This is a genomic window from Marinomonas rhodophyticola (assembly GCF_026113935.1).
Taxonomy (GTDB): Bacteria; Pseudomonadota; Gammaproteobacteria; order Pseudomonadales; family Marinomonadaceae; genus Marinomonas; species Marinomonas rhodophyticola.
This window is the reverse complement of sequence record NZ_JAPEUL010000006.1, coordinates 63123-75619: the sequence shown is the minus strand read 5'-3', so window position 1 is coordinate 75619 and position 12497 is coordinate 63123. Positions and strand designations below refer to the sequence as shown.

17 protein-coding genes and 1 pseudogene are annotated in these 12497 nt (G+C 42.2%); 10 read left to right on the top strand and 8 right to left on the bottom strand.

The genetic code is table 11. The annotated features are described in order from the left end of the window. Window positions 1–5 precede the first annotated feature (5 nt). The 6 genes from ONZ52_RS06225 to ONZ52_RS06200 all read right to left on the bottom strand — a co-directional run bounded on the left by ONZ52_RS06225 (window position 6) and on the right by ONZ52_RS06200 (window position 2785). Window positions 6–173 carry a hypothetical protein gene (locus tag ONZ52_RS06225; RefSeq protein WP_265217835.1) on the bottom strand — a complete coding sequence of 56 codons (168 nt, stop codon included), beginning with the start codon at window positions 171–173 and terminating at the stop codon, window positions 6–8. Between the two features lie 28 nt (window positions 174–201). Further along, window positions 202–675 (bottom strand): hypothetical protein, encoded by a 474-nt coding sequence (locus ONZ52_RS06220; RefSeq protein WP_265217834.1) that lies wholly within the window; start codon window positions 673–675, stop codon window positions 202–204. Then, entirely contained in the window at window positions 672–902 is a 231-nt protein-coding gene (locus tag ONZ52_RS06215) for a cell division protein ZapB (protein ID WP_111608127.1), read from the bottom strand. The genes ONZ52_RS06220 and ONZ52_RS06215 overlap by 4 nt, the downstream gene beginning before the upstream one ends. Before the next feature lie 109 nt (window positions 903–1011). Then, window positions 1012–1836 carry a flagella assembly protein FlgT middle domain-containing protein gene (locus tag ONZ52_RS06210; RefSeq protein ID WP_265217833.1) on the bottom strand — a complete coding sequence of 275 codons (825 nt, stop codon included), beginning with the start codon at window positions 1834–1836 and terminating at the stop codon, window positions 1012–1014. Window positions 1837–1948: 112 nt separating this feature from the next. Next, window positions 1949–2155 (bottom strand): flagellar assembly protein T N-terminal domain-containing protein, encoded by a 207-nt coding sequence (locus ONZ52_RS06205; RefSeq protein WP_265217832.1) that lies wholly within the window; start codon window positions 2153–2155, stop codon window positions 1949–1951. 3 nt (window positions 2156–2158) lie between these two features. After that, window positions 2159–2785, bottom strand: coding sequence for an LPP20 family lipoprotein (locus tag ONZ52_RS06200; protein ID WP_265217831.1), 627 nt, complete (start codon window positions 2783–2785; stop codon window positions 2159–2161). 385 nt (window positions 2786–3170) lie between these two features. On the opposite strand from ONZ52_RS06200, the gene dinB reads away from it, so the two are divergent. From dinB to ONZ52_RS06150, 10 genes and pseudogenes are all read left to right on the top strand, one after another. Beyond that, window positions 3171–4232 (top strand): DNA polymerase IV, encoded by a 1062-nt coding sequence (dinB, locus tag ONZ52_RS06195; protein ID WP_265217830.1) that lies wholly within the window; start codon window positions 3171–3173, stop codon window positions 4230–4232. A gap of 74 nt (window positions 4233–4306) precedes the next feature. Then, window positions 4307–5287: a hypothetical protein gene (locus tag ONZ52_RS06190; protein ID WP_265217829.1), complete on the top strand. Its 981-nt coding sequence runs from the start codon at window positions 4307–4309 to the stop codon at window positions 5285–5287. Between the two features lie 102 nt (window positions 5288–5389). Further along, window positions 5390–6058 (top strand): alpha/beta hydrolase, encoded by a 669-nt coding sequence (locus ONZ52_RS06185; protein ID WP_265217828.1) that lies wholly within the window; start codon window positions 5390–5392, stop codon window positions 6056–6058. A gap of 32 nt (window positions 6059–6090) precedes the next feature. Then, window positions 6091–6903, top strand: a complete 813-nt coding sequence (locus ONZ52_RS06180) for an inositol monophosphatase family protein (protein ID WP_265217827.1) — start codon at window positions 6091–6093, stop codon at window positions 6901–6903. Between the two features lie 158 nt (window positions 6904–7061). Next, window positions 7062–7520: a DUF2489 domain-containing protein gene (locus ONZ52_RS06175; RefSeq protein WP_265217826.1), complete on the top strand. Its 459-nt coding sequence runs from the start codon at window positions 7062–7064 to the stop codon at window positions 7518–7520. Beyond that, window positions 7520–7891, top strand: a complete 372-nt coding sequence (locus ONZ52_RS06170; RefSeq protein ID WP_265217825.1) for a hypothetical protein — start codon at window positions 7520–7522, stop codon at window positions 7889–7891. Before ONZ52_RS06175 ends, ONZ52_RS06170 begins: the two co-directional genes overlap by 1 nt. Window positions 7892–7959: 68 nt before the next feature. Further along, a complete protein-coding gene (locus tag ONZ52_RS06165) occupies window positions 7960–8790 on the top strand; it encodes a mechanosensitive ion channel family protein (protein ID WP_265217824.1) in 831 nt (276 codons plus the stop codon). A 111-nt stretch (window positions 8791–8901) separates the two neighbouring features. Continuing rightward, window positions 8902–9409 (top strand): annotated as a pseudogene (gene greB, locus ONZ52_RS06160) (transcription elongation factor GreB). Next, window positions 9406–10269 (top strand): DUF72 domain-containing protein, encoded by an 864-nt coding sequence (locus tag ONZ52_RS06155; protein WP_265217823.1) that lies wholly within the window; start codon window positions 9406–9408, stop codon window positions 10267–10269. Before greB ends, ONZ52_RS06155 begins: the two are co-directional and overlap by 4 nt. 47 nt (window positions 10270–10316) lie before the next feature. Further along, window positions 10317–10625 carry a YqfO family protein gene (locus ONZ52_RS06150; RefSeq protein WP_265217822.1) on the top strand — a complete coding sequence of 103 codons (309 nt, stop codon included), beginning with the start codon at window positions 10317–10319 and terminating at the stop codon, window positions 10623–10625. Here the strand turns inward: ONZ52_RS06150 and ONZ52_RS06145 are convergent. Next, on the bottom strand, window positions 10606–11151 hold the full coding sequence (locus ONZ52_RS06145; RefSeq protein ID WP_265217821.1) for an NUDIX hydrolase: 546 nt from the start codon (window positions 11149–11151) through the stop codon (window positions 10606–10608). The genes ONZ52_RS06150 and ONZ52_RS06145 overlap by 20 nt on opposite strands. 10 nt (window positions 11152–11161) lie before the next feature. After that, the gene (locus tag ONZ52_RS06140; RefSeq protein ID WP_265217820.1) at window positions 11162–12418 is read right to left on the bottom strand and encodes an HlyC/CorC family transporter; all 1257 of its coding nucleotides are present in this window, start codon (window positions 12416–12418) and stop codon (window positions 11162–11164) included. Between the last annotated feature and the right edge of the window lie 79 nt (window positions 12419–12497).

The following is a 12497-nucleotide window of genomic DNA, read 5'->3' as shown; positions in this document are numbered from 1 at the left end:
AAGGCTCAGTTTTGTATTGGAGTCAGCGGAATACTGGGGGTATTGCTTGTGCCAATCATCTCTTTTCGCTGATCGTCACTTGGTAGCGTAACGGTAATAGTTTTGTCATTTTGCCACCAAGTGTAAGTTGTTGCGATCACAAAGCTTGCGACGAAAATGGGTGTTAGCTTCATCTTTGTTTTGGGTCTTATTTTTACTTAATTAAAAGGTTAAGCCTGCACCGATCATCACGTGCTTGTCATAAGTATCGCTGCTACTGTTAAGTACTTTTACAAATACGTCTAGTCGAGATACATCTGATATGCCGATACGAAAGCCTGCTTCTGGATAATAGACCGTTTCATCTAAGAATGAGACACCGCCACCGATAAACGACCACATAGGAATACCAGGTAAGATCTGTAATGCTGGTGTTGCGCTGTAGTATCGAGAGCCTATTGTGAGAGCGTTTTCGAATTTTTCCCCAATGACAAAGGACAGTCCGCCATAAAAAGAAATATTCTCTGGCAGAGTGTATTCCATATTGGCCCCAATGATGGAGGTAACGTTTGTTTCTCCATCCGGTGTGGTTGGGCGCGCGGCGGCAGATTCAAAATTTATTAAACTCGCAATTTGACCTTCTGCTGATGCGTTTGCACTGACAAGAACTAAAGCTGCAAGTAAAAGTGGTCTCATTGTTTGTTATCCATTTGGTTGAGGCGATTCAGCATTTGAGAAAGAGAAGACTCCCAGTTCGATTGCTGTTCTTTTGTTTGGTTTAGAGAGTTTTGAATCTCACTTTTTTCTTCGCTAAGTTCATAGTTCTGCATTTCTAATTCTGAAATACGTTTGCGTAATGAACCAATTTCTTCAACGGCTTCGTTGATGCGTTGTTCTAGATGGTGTAGTAGTTCGTTGTTCATTGTATCTGTCCTAAAAATAAAAAAACCGCCATTTTGTGTAAAGGCGTATAGTTGTGAAAATTACCAAGCAATCACGACATCTCGTTGTTGCACGTTAAGTATGTGAGAGTCAACAACGAGCCTCCCCAACAGAGAAGTTAGGTTGGACTTGTTTGATTGTAACACTGATATTGGCATTATTCAGCTGTGTTTGGGTAGACTGTAACTGATTAAATACCTCGTATCGTCGATAAATATTGAATTTATCTCCTTGTTTTATACCCGCTATTGACCCTGCAGATATGTGTATTCTGTTGCCTTCTGTGCGGAAAATATTAGCAATAAAAGGCTGGCATCTAAGCTGTTCACTTGCATCTAATGCGCTTTCTTTTAGCGCTTGTTGGACTACTTTGCCATAATGTACTGACCAAAATTTTGCACTACCAAAGCCAATTCTTGCGTGGTCAGATATGTCCCAGTTGCCGATTTCATTGTATCTGTGTTCAAACAAAAGCGCGCCACTAAAACCATCATAAATGTATATATCGACCACGAAGTTTCTTTCTTTATCGATTTCTTCAGAATCGTCTTTTGCATTTTTGTCATTAGGGTGTCTAAGGTAAACTTCGCTAATGTCTCTAATGACACCACTAATGATGTATTGAACACCAAGCTGCTCACTGATTCTGGTGAGATTAGTTAGTGATCCATCAGCGTTAGTTGAAGAGGGGGCGTTAATAACATCGGGGTAAATAGCAATGTTAGTAGCCGTGAGGGCTTTTAAGTAGCCTTGTCTGTTTATTTCATCGGCTAAGTTTTTGGGCAGCTCTCTTGAGATGTTGCTAAGCTCACCCAATGCCGCTTGTTGTGGAACTTGCAACTCAAATCCAGTGACTCCCACGGTTTTTTTGTAATACCGCGTTGGTCCTGTACTGCATTGGGAGTCGGCGGTCACGTCAACACGGGCAATTACTCTAAGAAAGTCACCGTTTTGTTCTTCTGAGAGGATACGCGCTTTTTGAACATAACCAGAACTACGTATTTCTAAGTTTGATTCTACTTCACCATTATTGAGGCTCGTCTTTAACGTTCACTCTCGAACCAGATTCCAAAACGGCTTGTTTGATGGCTTGTTGAGTGGCTCTGTAACGAGCATCGGCGATATCATTATTATAGATAATGGCTTCACCAACAGCATCAATGCTGTTGGCAAAAGTGGCAATTGGCAAGGTGAGGAATAGGGCAGTAATGAATGCGCGTTTTAAAGTAACCATCGGTTATTCAATGCTGTAAAAATTAGTTGTTGGGGTGGCGTTTTGAACATTAATGGCGCGATAGCCTGGTTGGACTTTGCAATTGGGGTCTGCTTGCACATTGTTAGAGGTTACACATTGACGAAAGTTTTCTTGCAGTGCCATTTCTACCACGGTTTCAAATGTGCCGTCTTCGTGCTCTCTTTGTGAAACGACCTTTGCCCCCACTAAATAAGCATCCACATAGGTTCTTAGCTCGTCATTTTGCATGACCATATTGCTTAGAGAGCTTGAACCATCGATTTTTAGTCCATAAACCCGTTCCGATAGGTTTCGGTAGGCATCCAACATTGAGCTACGCATCGTCATGATACGAGCTTGGGATTGTGTTAGACGCTTACTTGTCATCGTGGCGGCATAACCCGTAGCGGTCACAATAATAGGTTCTTGTTTCACAATGACGACCGTATTGTTGGTGTTAAGCGCGCTGTTTTGCGTGTATGGGGTAGATGGGCTTCCAACAACGTTTCCATTACAAGGTGCAACGGTGGTACAAGGCTGTCCTGTGGCGCTCTGTTGGTTAAGACTTTGACAACCCGCAAGCGTTACTGCACCTATGGCGATTAAAATAATGTTAAATGGTCGTATCATGGTGTGCCCTTTGCCTTTAAGTGTAAGCCTTACGAGGCTTTTATCTTTTGTTGAAAAGCTGAGAGTTCATTGCCTAGCTCTTATTGGGTAATGCCTTATCACAAGTAATAGTGTGCTAGAGGGTTTTTCAGCTTTTCAATATTGTTAGTTTGATCAACAAAATGTAAACCATTTTACGCTCTAGCGTCCATGTTTGCTTGCCTAAAAAGTGTTTTTTATTGATTTTAAATGGCGAATTTGTTTTTTTCTTGTGTCAGATTCGATCATATCAAGGATTTTACGTTGAGGATGTTTTTTCGAGAAGAATCTTTACATGTTTATTTGATGGATGAATGATGAGCCAAGATAGAATATACTGTTTTTTTGTACAGTAAAAATTAGTGTTATGTCATCGAATCGCAAGATTATTCATATTGATGCCGATTGTTTTTACGCCGCAATAGAGATGCGGGACAACCCAAAGTTGCGTGATATTCCTATTGCGATAGGAGGTGCGGCTAGTGGTCGCGGTGTATTGTCAACGGCGAATTACATTGCCCGTGGTTATGGGGTGCGTTCTGCTATGCCAACGTCGGTGGCTACGCGATTGTGTCCTTCGTTACTGGTTCTCCCTGGTGATATGAATAAATATCGCGAAGCATCTTCTCAAATGCAGGCTATTTTTCGAGAGTTTACTTCTATTATTGAGCCGTTGTCGTTAGATGAGGCCTATCTTGATGTGACCGATTCCGAATGCTTTCAAGGAAGTGCAACACGAATAGCGGAGAAAATACGCAGCAGAGTATTAAAAGAGATAGGCATTACTGTGTCTGCTGGGGTGGCAACAAATAAGTTCATTGCAAAGGTAGCCAGTGATTGGGATAAGCCAGACGGCTTAACCATTGTAACGCCAGAAAAGCAGTTCGAATTTGTTTCCTCTATTCCGGTTAAGTTTATTTCTGGAATAGGCCGTGTTGCTCAAGATAAGTTGGCGTCATTAGATGTGTTTACATGCGCTGATCTACAGAAACTGGATTTTGTTGTATTGCAAAAGCATTTTGGCAGCATGGCATTTCGACTGTCTCAATTCGCCTTAGGGATTGATAATCGACCTGTTATGACATCAAGAGAAAGGAAGAGTATCTCTGTAGAGCATACATTTTCGGCCGATCTGCTTGATTTAGCCGCATGCCAAGCTGTTATCCCTAAGCTTTTGATGGAGTTAGAAAGGCGTATGGCAGGACGACATTTTGAAACTCAGTTAAGTAAATATTATTTGAAGATAAAATTTGATAACTTTAAGCAAACTACAATAGAACTGCCTATTAAAAATAAATTATCCAATACTATCTTTTTGACTCTTTTAGAGCAGGCTTATGCTCGATTTCGTCGCCCTGTACGCTTGATTGGTGTGGGGTATCGTTTATCTCCCCCAAAGCCTCAGCAACTGATTTTGCCTTTCTTCTGATTGATTGTGTAAATTATGATCAACTGTTTACTGCTTTACTATACTTAAGTTAAGAACAGTTTGGAGGGGGCGTTATGTTTAAACAAGAGCGTAAGTTTAACGAAGTAAACTTGAATATGCCGGGGCCTTTATCTCAGCGGCTACGATTTGAGGTAGAACAAACTTTGGGGCGTTTGTATGCTGATCCATCGTTGGTCGATCAATTAGATCGTCTGTATTTGCCTTTTGCGAGCTGGCTAAGTGAGAAGGCTCGTGTTGGGCATGGACCATTGGTTGTGGGGCTTGGCGGTGCTCAAGGCTGTGGAAAAACGACTTTTTGCAATGTGATAAGTCGAATAATGAATAAAGGCTTTGAGTTAAATTGTATAGTGCTCAGTTTGGATGACTTATACAGCACTCGTCATGAACGACTTAAATTTGCCAGTCAAACGACTCCGATGTTTTCTGTTCGAGGTGTACCTGGAACGCACGATGTGAGCTTGGCACTAGTGCTTTTTGAAAGGTTGAAAAACCTGAAAGATGGCGAAGTGATGAAGTTTCCTTGCTTTGATAAATCTGTCGATGACCGAAAGCCTGTACATTTATGGCAGGAAGTTCAAGGTCCTGTTGATGTTGTGTTGTTTGAGGGGTGGTGTGTTGGTGCGCCGCCCATGCGAGGCAATATACAGCACCCAATCAATGGACTTGAAGCGGATATGGATGCAGATTGCTTGTGGCGCAATAAGGTTAATCAGCTTTTAAAAGACGATTATAAAAAGTTGTTTGCGAAAATAGATCTCATGGTTTGGATGCAAGCGCCTAGTTATGATGTGGTTTATGGCTGGCGAAACAAACAAGAGCGAGTTCTAGAAAGCCATCTTCATGATATACACGGTGTCTTATTGGATACCATTGATTTAAAAGTGATGTCATCGGATGAGTTGAAGGAGTTTATGCAGTATTACGAAAGGCTGACTCGACATATGTTAGCGGTCATGCCTGAGCGAGCTGATGTGTTGTTCCGATTAAATAGAGAGCAAGGTGTTGTGGAAATGCGATTTCCTATAGAGCATTAGGTTTGGCGGTCATGATTAAGTTCAGATGACAGTCGAGCGATAAATGGCAAATATGATAGGCTATGGCAAACTGCTATAGCCTATTTTTTTGGAGTGTTAAAAATGACTGAATTATTGCCATCTGTTCTTGTTGAAACGAGCGATCAACCTGATGCAGCCATTATTTGGTTGCATGGTCTTGGGTCGGATGGTCATGATTTTGAGTCTTTGGTTCCCGCCTTGTCTTTGTTGCCTACGCTAAAGGTCCGTTTTGTGTTTCCTCATGCGCCGCGCCGTCCTGTAACGGTCAACGGAGGTATGATGATGCGAGCTTGGTATGACATTTACGAAATGACGTTAGAGCGAAAAGTGGATTTGGCTAATATTGCAGAATCCAGTTGTCAGATTGAGCAATTGATACAGGATCAAATTAATCAAGGTATCGCCCCAAATCGTATTGTATTAGCGGGCTTTTCTCAGGGTGGCGTTATTGCTTATCAGACGGCACTTCAATCTAAGCATGTATTGGCAGGTGTTTTAGCATTATCGACTTATTTGGTTAATGCTAATGAGGTGGTTGAAGCGGATGTTTGTCCTAATGGTCATACTCCTATTCTCATTCATCACGGTTTGCAAGATCCAGTGGTTGCGCCAGTTTTAGCGGTGCAAGCAAAAGATTGCCTGTTATCCAAGGGATATTCTGTGTCATATCAGACTTATAATATGCCTCATTCAGTTTGCCCTGAGCAGGCGCAAGATATTTCGCACTGGCTAAATACTGTATTAGCTTAGTGTTAATAAGTAGGAAACGTTAGGAGTTCTTTGTGTCCAACAACTATACCGAGTGGTTAGAGTTTGCGAAAAACCTTGCTATAAAAGCAGGCGATATGATTGCGGAAGCGCGTAAGAACTCAAGTTTCGTGCGTGATTATAAAATGGACCATGAGTTAGTGACTTCGACTGACATTGCGGTAGATCAGTTTATTTGCGGTCGTATTCGTGAGCATTATCCTAAGCATTCTATTTTATCAGAAGAGTCATCTCCTCATATGGACCTTAGTGCTATTGCCGACAATGTGCCTGTGTGGGTGATTGATCCAATTGATGGTACGGTGAATTTTGCCCATGGGCATCACCATGTCGCGGTTTCAATTGGTCTTTATGTCGGCAGAGAGCGTATTTTAGGGGTTGTGAACGCGCCATTTTTAGGGGAATGCTTCTGGGCGTTAAAAGGTTCAGGTGCCTTTTGTAATGGCAAACCTTTGGCTGTTTCTGGTGCAAAACAGTTAAGGAATGCGTTGGTAGCAACGGGGTTTCCTTATCAAAAAACAGCGTTATTGCCGATTGTAGATCGTGTATCACGTATTTTGCATCATTGTCAGGATATTCGTCGCAATGGCTCGGCTGCACTGGATTTGTGTTGGGTGGCGGCTGGACGTTTAGATGCTTATTTTGAAAGTGTGAAACCTTGGGATATGGTGGCTGGAGCGTTAATTGCGGAAGAGTCGGGGGCGGTCGTGGGATATTATTTACCCCATACTTCAATTTGGCCTGAAGTGGTTAATGGAGAAGGGTTAATTGTGTCGACGCCTCACTTGTTTAAAGAGCTTCTGGTCTTGATACGTTGTGAAAAATAGACTGGGACTTTGAGGGTTTTATGTTTATTAATATGCCGTAAAAACAAGCATAACAATATGCATTTATATCTGAACAGCGTGGGTGATGGGTTGCATTAATCGCAACTTGGTATACTTAAGTCTTCGCTTGATTACTATTTATTTTGATTGGATTGATTATGTCTTTTACTGCTTTTTTGATTATGTTGCTGTGTTCATTGCTTGTTATCGTGGCTTCGCTTTGGTTTATTCGGCATCAGCTTAAATTAAATAAAATACGAGAAGAGAAGGTTCAAGCAGGAGAAGACCGCTTTCTTGAAGAGCGTCAAAAAAGGATTGATAGTATCAGGGTGTTGTTGAGTGTGGCTGGGACTGATGAGGTTAATTGGATTGAAGCCAGCATTCGAATCAAAAATTTATTGGATCAGTTGAGTGAAGATTTGTCGGAACATGACGATATTTCCGCTTTTTACATTATGGCTGAAAAAACACAGCACATTCCAACCCACGAGCAGTGGGGGAGTTTGCCAAAATCTGCGAAAATAAAATTTCGACGAGAAATGGATGGATATGAAACGGAATACGCTGAGCATTTGCTGCGGGCGAAAGCATCGCTAATGGCTCATGATTTCAAATAATGTTTATTCAACTGCTGGTTTCTATTGTTTTCTTATTTTTATTGCTGATTTTGTTGGTGTTGTTTTTTATTCGTCATCAATCGAAAGTACCTTATTATAGGTTAACACAAGAGCAGTGTGTTGCTTTGCTTAAAAGGGCGATACAGGGTGTTTTGCCTGAATATGAATGGCATGCCTTTCTTGGTATGACGGTGAGAGACGATGATGCACTGGATGAATTAAGAGAGCGGTGTTTGCTGATTGATGAGTTTGGAATAAAAGGGACGCAATTAATAAATGGTCAGTTTTGTATCTCTTTTAACAAAAAAGGGTTATCACAGCTGGAATTGTTACTTGATGAGTGGCAGCATAAATTACACTATTTGGTCTGAGGCCATTGGCACGGTTGTCGTGAAAAAGGTCTAAATTTTAAAATGGAAGAGCATAGGGTTTAAACATTATGAATGAGTTAGAGGCGTTGTTTGAGCAGGGATCTGAGTGGATGCCTTGGTTAGTTGATACAGTGATTAATTTATCGATTGGTCTCATTGTTTTTTTTGTGGGCAAATTTGTTGCCGCCAAAGTGTCTCATTGGTGTGAAAAACGCTTACTCAAAGCGTCTGTTGATCAAGCGGTGGCGGGCTTCGCATCGAGCATTTTATATGCTTTGATGTTTGCTGGTGTGGCTTTAATGGCGCTGGGGCAAATCGGTGTTGAAACGACCTCTTTTATTGCCATTCTTGGTGCGGCCGGCCTAGCCGTTGGTTTGGCTTTGCAAGGTTCTTTGTCTAACTTTGCGTCGGGTGTGCTTATTATTTTATTGCGCCCGTTTCGGTCGGGTGACTTTATTGATGCTGGTGGCCAAATGGGCACAGTGAATCGTATAGAGCTATTTCATACATATCTTAAAACACCAGATAATCGCGTTATTATCATGCCAAATTCGTCGATCATGGACGGTTCTATTGTGAACTTTTCGCGTGAAGCCACTCGTCGTCTCGACCTTGTAATTGGTATCAGTTATGACGCAGATATCCGTTTGGCAAAACAGATTATGGAAGACATTGTGAGTGCTGACGAGCGTATTCTAAAAGAGCCTTCTTGTTTAATTGCCGTGTCTGAATTGGCTGACAGTTCAGTCAATTTCTTCTTGCGACCTTGGGTGGCTTCTGGAGATTATTGGGCTGTGCGCGCCGATCTCTTAGAGAAAATTAAATACGCTTTTGATGAGCGTGGTGTCGGTATTCCATACCCTCAAATGGATGTTCACGTGCACAAGCAAGAATCTTAAGCTTATATGGTGTAATTTCTTAGCACTATAACGCTCATAATGCCGCCAAGTAATCATTGGCGGCATTTTTGTTTTTACTGTTGTTTTTAATCATTGAAAAGGTGGCTATTAATGAGTCGATATCGTCCCCCTTCACCACCAAAATCTGCTTATATTACTCAAGAAGGTGCTCAGGCTCTGTTGGCAGAGCTAAAATATTTGTGGAAAGAGAAGCGTCCTGCCGTGACTGAAACTGTTCGGGAGGCTGCTGCACAAGGTGACCGTTCAGAGAATGCCGAGTATATTTATGGCAAAAAACAGCTGCGTGAAATTGACCGTCGCGTACGTTATTTAGAGAAGCGTTTAGACATTTGTACGGTTGTTGATCGCTTTCCTAGCGATCAACAACGAGTGTTTTTGGTGCTTGGGTGACACTAGAAGATGAAATGGGAAGCATAAAAGAGTATCGAATTGTTGGGCCAGATGAACTGGACCATAATCCAAATTATATCAGTATTGATTCTCCGGTGGCCGGGCTTTACTCAAAAAGCAAGAAGGGGATGAGGTGGTTATTCGCCTTGCCGGTGGAGAGAAAACCTACCTTATTGATGCTGTTGAGTACCGACAAGTAACAGCATGACTATTTATTACGGTATGGCACAATGGCAACATCCAGCTTGGGTGAATTGGCTCTATGCTGCTTCTTTATCCGCTGGAGATAGAATTGGTCGATATTCGCAAGTGTTTTCAACGGTTGAAGTTGGCAGTACTTTTTATACTAAAGTCGATGATACTCAGTTATTGCGTTGGTATAACTCAGTTGGCGAAGGGTTTAAATTTAGCTTTAAAGCACCGCAAACAGTAACGCATCGATTATTGGAACGTCCATGGCTTGATGTTCAGCAGGATTGGGTGGCCTTTATGCTTTCGCTGCAACCGCTACAGAATAAGCTTGGCCCAACTATGCTACAATTTCCTGCAATATGTGATGAGCGGGCTTTAGATGCTATTTTGGCGTTGTGTGATATGTGGACGCTTTCTACACCTTTGTCTGTAGAGGTGCGAAACTTAGCTTATTTTGATAAGGCTCATATCGAGCCGCGTTTTTTAGCTGGCTTGTCCGATCGTCATGTAAATCGTGTGGTGATGGATTCTAGGCCAGTTTTTTCTACGGAAGCTTATTGTGAAAGTCTGGTTGATGCTCAGAAGAAAAAGCCGAGAGTGCCTTGTCATCCCGTTGCGACTGCGAGTCATCCAGTTGTGCGTTTTATTGGTCATCCGGATTTGCCGCGTAATGAATTGTGGTTAGATCAGTGGGCGGCTAAATTGTCTCAGTGGCTATCTGAAGGACTCACGCCAAGTGTGTTTGTGCATTCATCGGATAATATCGCGGCGCCCACTCTAGCGGCACAATTGGATAAAAAGGTCCGTTTATTAACACCCAATTATCAGAGCGCTTTACTTCTGCCGCAAAGTCAGGAGCAGGCTAGCTTTTGGTGAGCTTAATAAGTTGAGTTTTTGCTTTTGTAGAGCTGTTGGAAAATAGTATGTATTCGTTAGTGTTTTATGTACCTGAGTCTCATTTAGAATCTGTCAAACAAGCTGTGTTTTCGGCTGGTGCAGGTTCAATGGGAAACTATGATTCTTGTTGTTGGCAAGTAAAAGGGCAGGGGCAGTTTAGGCCGAAAAAAGGAGCGGCACCTTTTCTTGGTAAGGTCGATGAATTAGAGCTTGTTGATGAATATCGGGTGGAAATGGTGTTGAGTGAGGAAGTTAAGGCGAGTGTTTTGGCGGCTTTGTTGTTAGCGCACCCCTATGAAGAGGTGGCCTACCATTTTATTCAGATACAGTGTTAAAGTGAATGGTGTCTTCATGAAAACCGTACTGGCCTTTTTTGTGGTCAGCAATGAAAAATTCTATGGTTTTAGAAACACTACTGAACGCCAGTTCATCCCAAGGTATTTCGTCCAGCCCAAACAGTGCAACTTCGGAGCTCTCTTCTGTTGCATGAAAGTCGTCCTTTTCTAATTCTGCGATATAAAAAAGATGAACTTGGTTGATTCTAGGGATGCTGATCATGCTAAAGGCTTGTTTACAGATTGCCGTGGAGCCACTTTCTTCTAGTGTTTCACGCAGAGCACCTTCGCGGGTGGTTTCTTGGTTTTCCATAAACCCGGCAGGTAAAGTCCAGAAGCCAAGGCGTGGCTCTATATTGCGTCGACATAATAAGACTTTGCCGTCAAATATGGGTATTGTTCCTGTGATCAGCCTAGGATTGTCGTAATCGATATGCTCGCAATTTGGGCACACCGCTCTGATGCGATTATCACCAGATGGAATGGTCATGTTGACGGAATGACCACATTGCGGGCAGTATCTCATGAGTTTTTCCTTAACGCTTTAATTGGAGTTTTGCGTATTTGACGACTTTGTCTTCAATTTCTTGGATTTCAATCATGTAATGTCCGACCCATAGGCTAATAGGGTGCTCAGGGATAAACTCCAGTGTTTCAATAATGAGGCCATTTAATGTTTTTGGTCCATTTGTCGGCAAGTGCCAATTAAGCGTTTTATTGATTTCGCGGATGTGCGTTGATCCTTCTATTCTAAAAGAGCCATCATCGAGACTTTGTATCTCTTCTTCTTCGTCTAGTGTTGGTGGTGTAAATTCACCAACGATTTCCTCCAGCACGTCTTCTAAGGCTGCTATGCCTTGCACGTCTCCGTACTCATCCACTACGATTCCCATTTGTTGGTGATCCTTTTGGAAATTGAGTAGCACCGTGTTTAATGATGTGCTTTCTGGAATGAAATAAGGTTCAACCGTTGCTTTTAACAAGGCCGCTTTGGATGGCATTGGGTCGCGTAAAAACATGGCTGCATGTCGTGCGTGTAGGATACCGATTATTTTGTTTATTTCGCCATTGTAGACAGGCATGCGTGTGTGTCTGCTTTGGCAGATCTGTTCAATGATTTCTTCTATCGAGTCTTCAAGGTCAATACCGATGACTTCGTTTTTAGGAATCATGATGTCTTCAACAGAGACTTTTTCTAAATCTAATATAGACAGCAGCATTTCTTGGTGGGCTGCAGGTATTAAGCCGCTTGCCTCGTTGACAACAGTTCTTAGTTCCTCAGAATCTAAAGTGTCATGATTGGTTTGAGAGGCATGAACGCCAATTAAGCGTAACAGTCCATTTGACAGTGTGTTGACTATAAACACGAGTGGATACAAGGCTTTTAGCAAAACAGACAAAACCCATGATGCGGGGAAAGCGATTTTTTCTGGGTGTATAGCGGCTAGTGTTTTTGGTGTGACTTCAGCGAAGATCAAAATCACCATGGTGAGTGCGCCGGTTGCTATGGCAACACCAGCATCACCCCAAAGACGAACGGCAATGATAGTGGCAATAGCAGAGGAGAGGATATTTACAAAATTGTTACCAATTAATATAACACCAATGAGTCTGTCAGGGCGCTCTAATAAGGTGCTTACTTTCATTGCGGAACGGTTCTTGCTCTTCACCAGATGTTTCAGTCGATATTTGTTTAACGACAACATCCCTGTTTCGGAACTCGAAAAGAAAGCGGACAGTATGATTAGACAAAAAAGTGTTCCACCAAGAACACTTAAGGGGATATCGTTCAAAAAGGGATCGCCTCAGTTATGTAGATAAAAGGATTATTCGTATTTAGGATCTTAGTGTCAAATGACTTTGTGTCTTTGT

Excerpts from the sequence above, each read along its gene's own strand:
- ONZ52_RS06225 (WP_265217835.1), bottom strand. The coding sequence starts at position 173 with ATGAAGCTAACACCCATTTTCGTCGCAAGCTTTGTGATCGCAACAACT.
- ONZ52_RS06220 (WP_265217834.1), bottom strand. The coding sequence starts at position 675 with ATGAGACCACTTTTACTTGCAGCTTTAGTTCTTGTCAGTGCAAACGCA.
- ONZ52_RS06215 (WP_111608127.1), bottom strand. The coding sequence starts at position 902 with ATGAACAACGAACTACTACACCATCTAGAACAACGCATCAACGAAGCC.
- ONZ52_RS06205 (WP_265217832.1), bottom strand. The coding sequence starts at position 2,155 with ATGGTTACTTTAAAACGCGCATTCATTACTGCCCTATTCCTCACCTTG.
- ONZ52_RS06200 (WP_265217831.1), bottom strand. The coding sequence starts at position 2,785 with ATGATACGACCATTTAACATTATTTTAATCGCCATAGGTGCAGTAACG.
- dinB (WP_265217830.1), top strand. The coding sequence starts at position 3,171 with ATGTCATCGAATCGCAAGATTATTCATATTGATGCCGATTGTTTTTAC.
- ONZ52_RS06190 (WP_265217829.1), top strand. The coding sequence starts at position 4,307 with ATGTTTAAACAAGAGCGTAAGTTTAACGAAGTAAACTTGAATATGCCG.
- ONZ52_RS06185 (WP_265217828.1), top strand. The coding sequence starts at position 5,390 with ATGACTGAATTATTGCCATCTGTTCTTGTTGAAACGAGCGATCAACCT.
- ONZ52_RS06175 (WP_265217826.1), top strand. The coding sequence starts at position 7,062 with ATGTCTTTTACTGCTTTTTTGATTATGTTGCTGTGTTCATTGCTTGTT.
- ONZ52_RS06170 (WP_265217825.1), top strand. The coding sequence starts at position 7,520 with ATGTTTATTCAACTGCTGGTTTCTATTGTTTTCTTATTTTTATTGCTG.
- ONZ52_RS06165 (WP_265217824.1), top strand. The coding sequence starts at position 7,960 with ATGAATGAGTTAGAGGCGTTGTTTGAGCAGGGATCTGAGTGGATGCCT.
- ONZ52_RS06155 (WP_265217823.1), top strand. The coding sequence starts at position 9,406 with ATGACTATTTATTACGGTATGGCACAATGGCAACATCCAGCTTGGGTG.
- ONZ52_RS06150 (WP_265217822.1), top strand. The coding sequence starts at position 10,317 with ATGTATTCGTTAGTGTTTTATGTACCTGAGTCTCATTTAGAATCTGTC.
- ONZ52_RS06145 (WP_265217821.1), bottom strand. The coding sequence starts at position 11,151 with ATGAGATACTGCCCGCAATGTGGTCATTCCGTCAACATGACCATTCCA.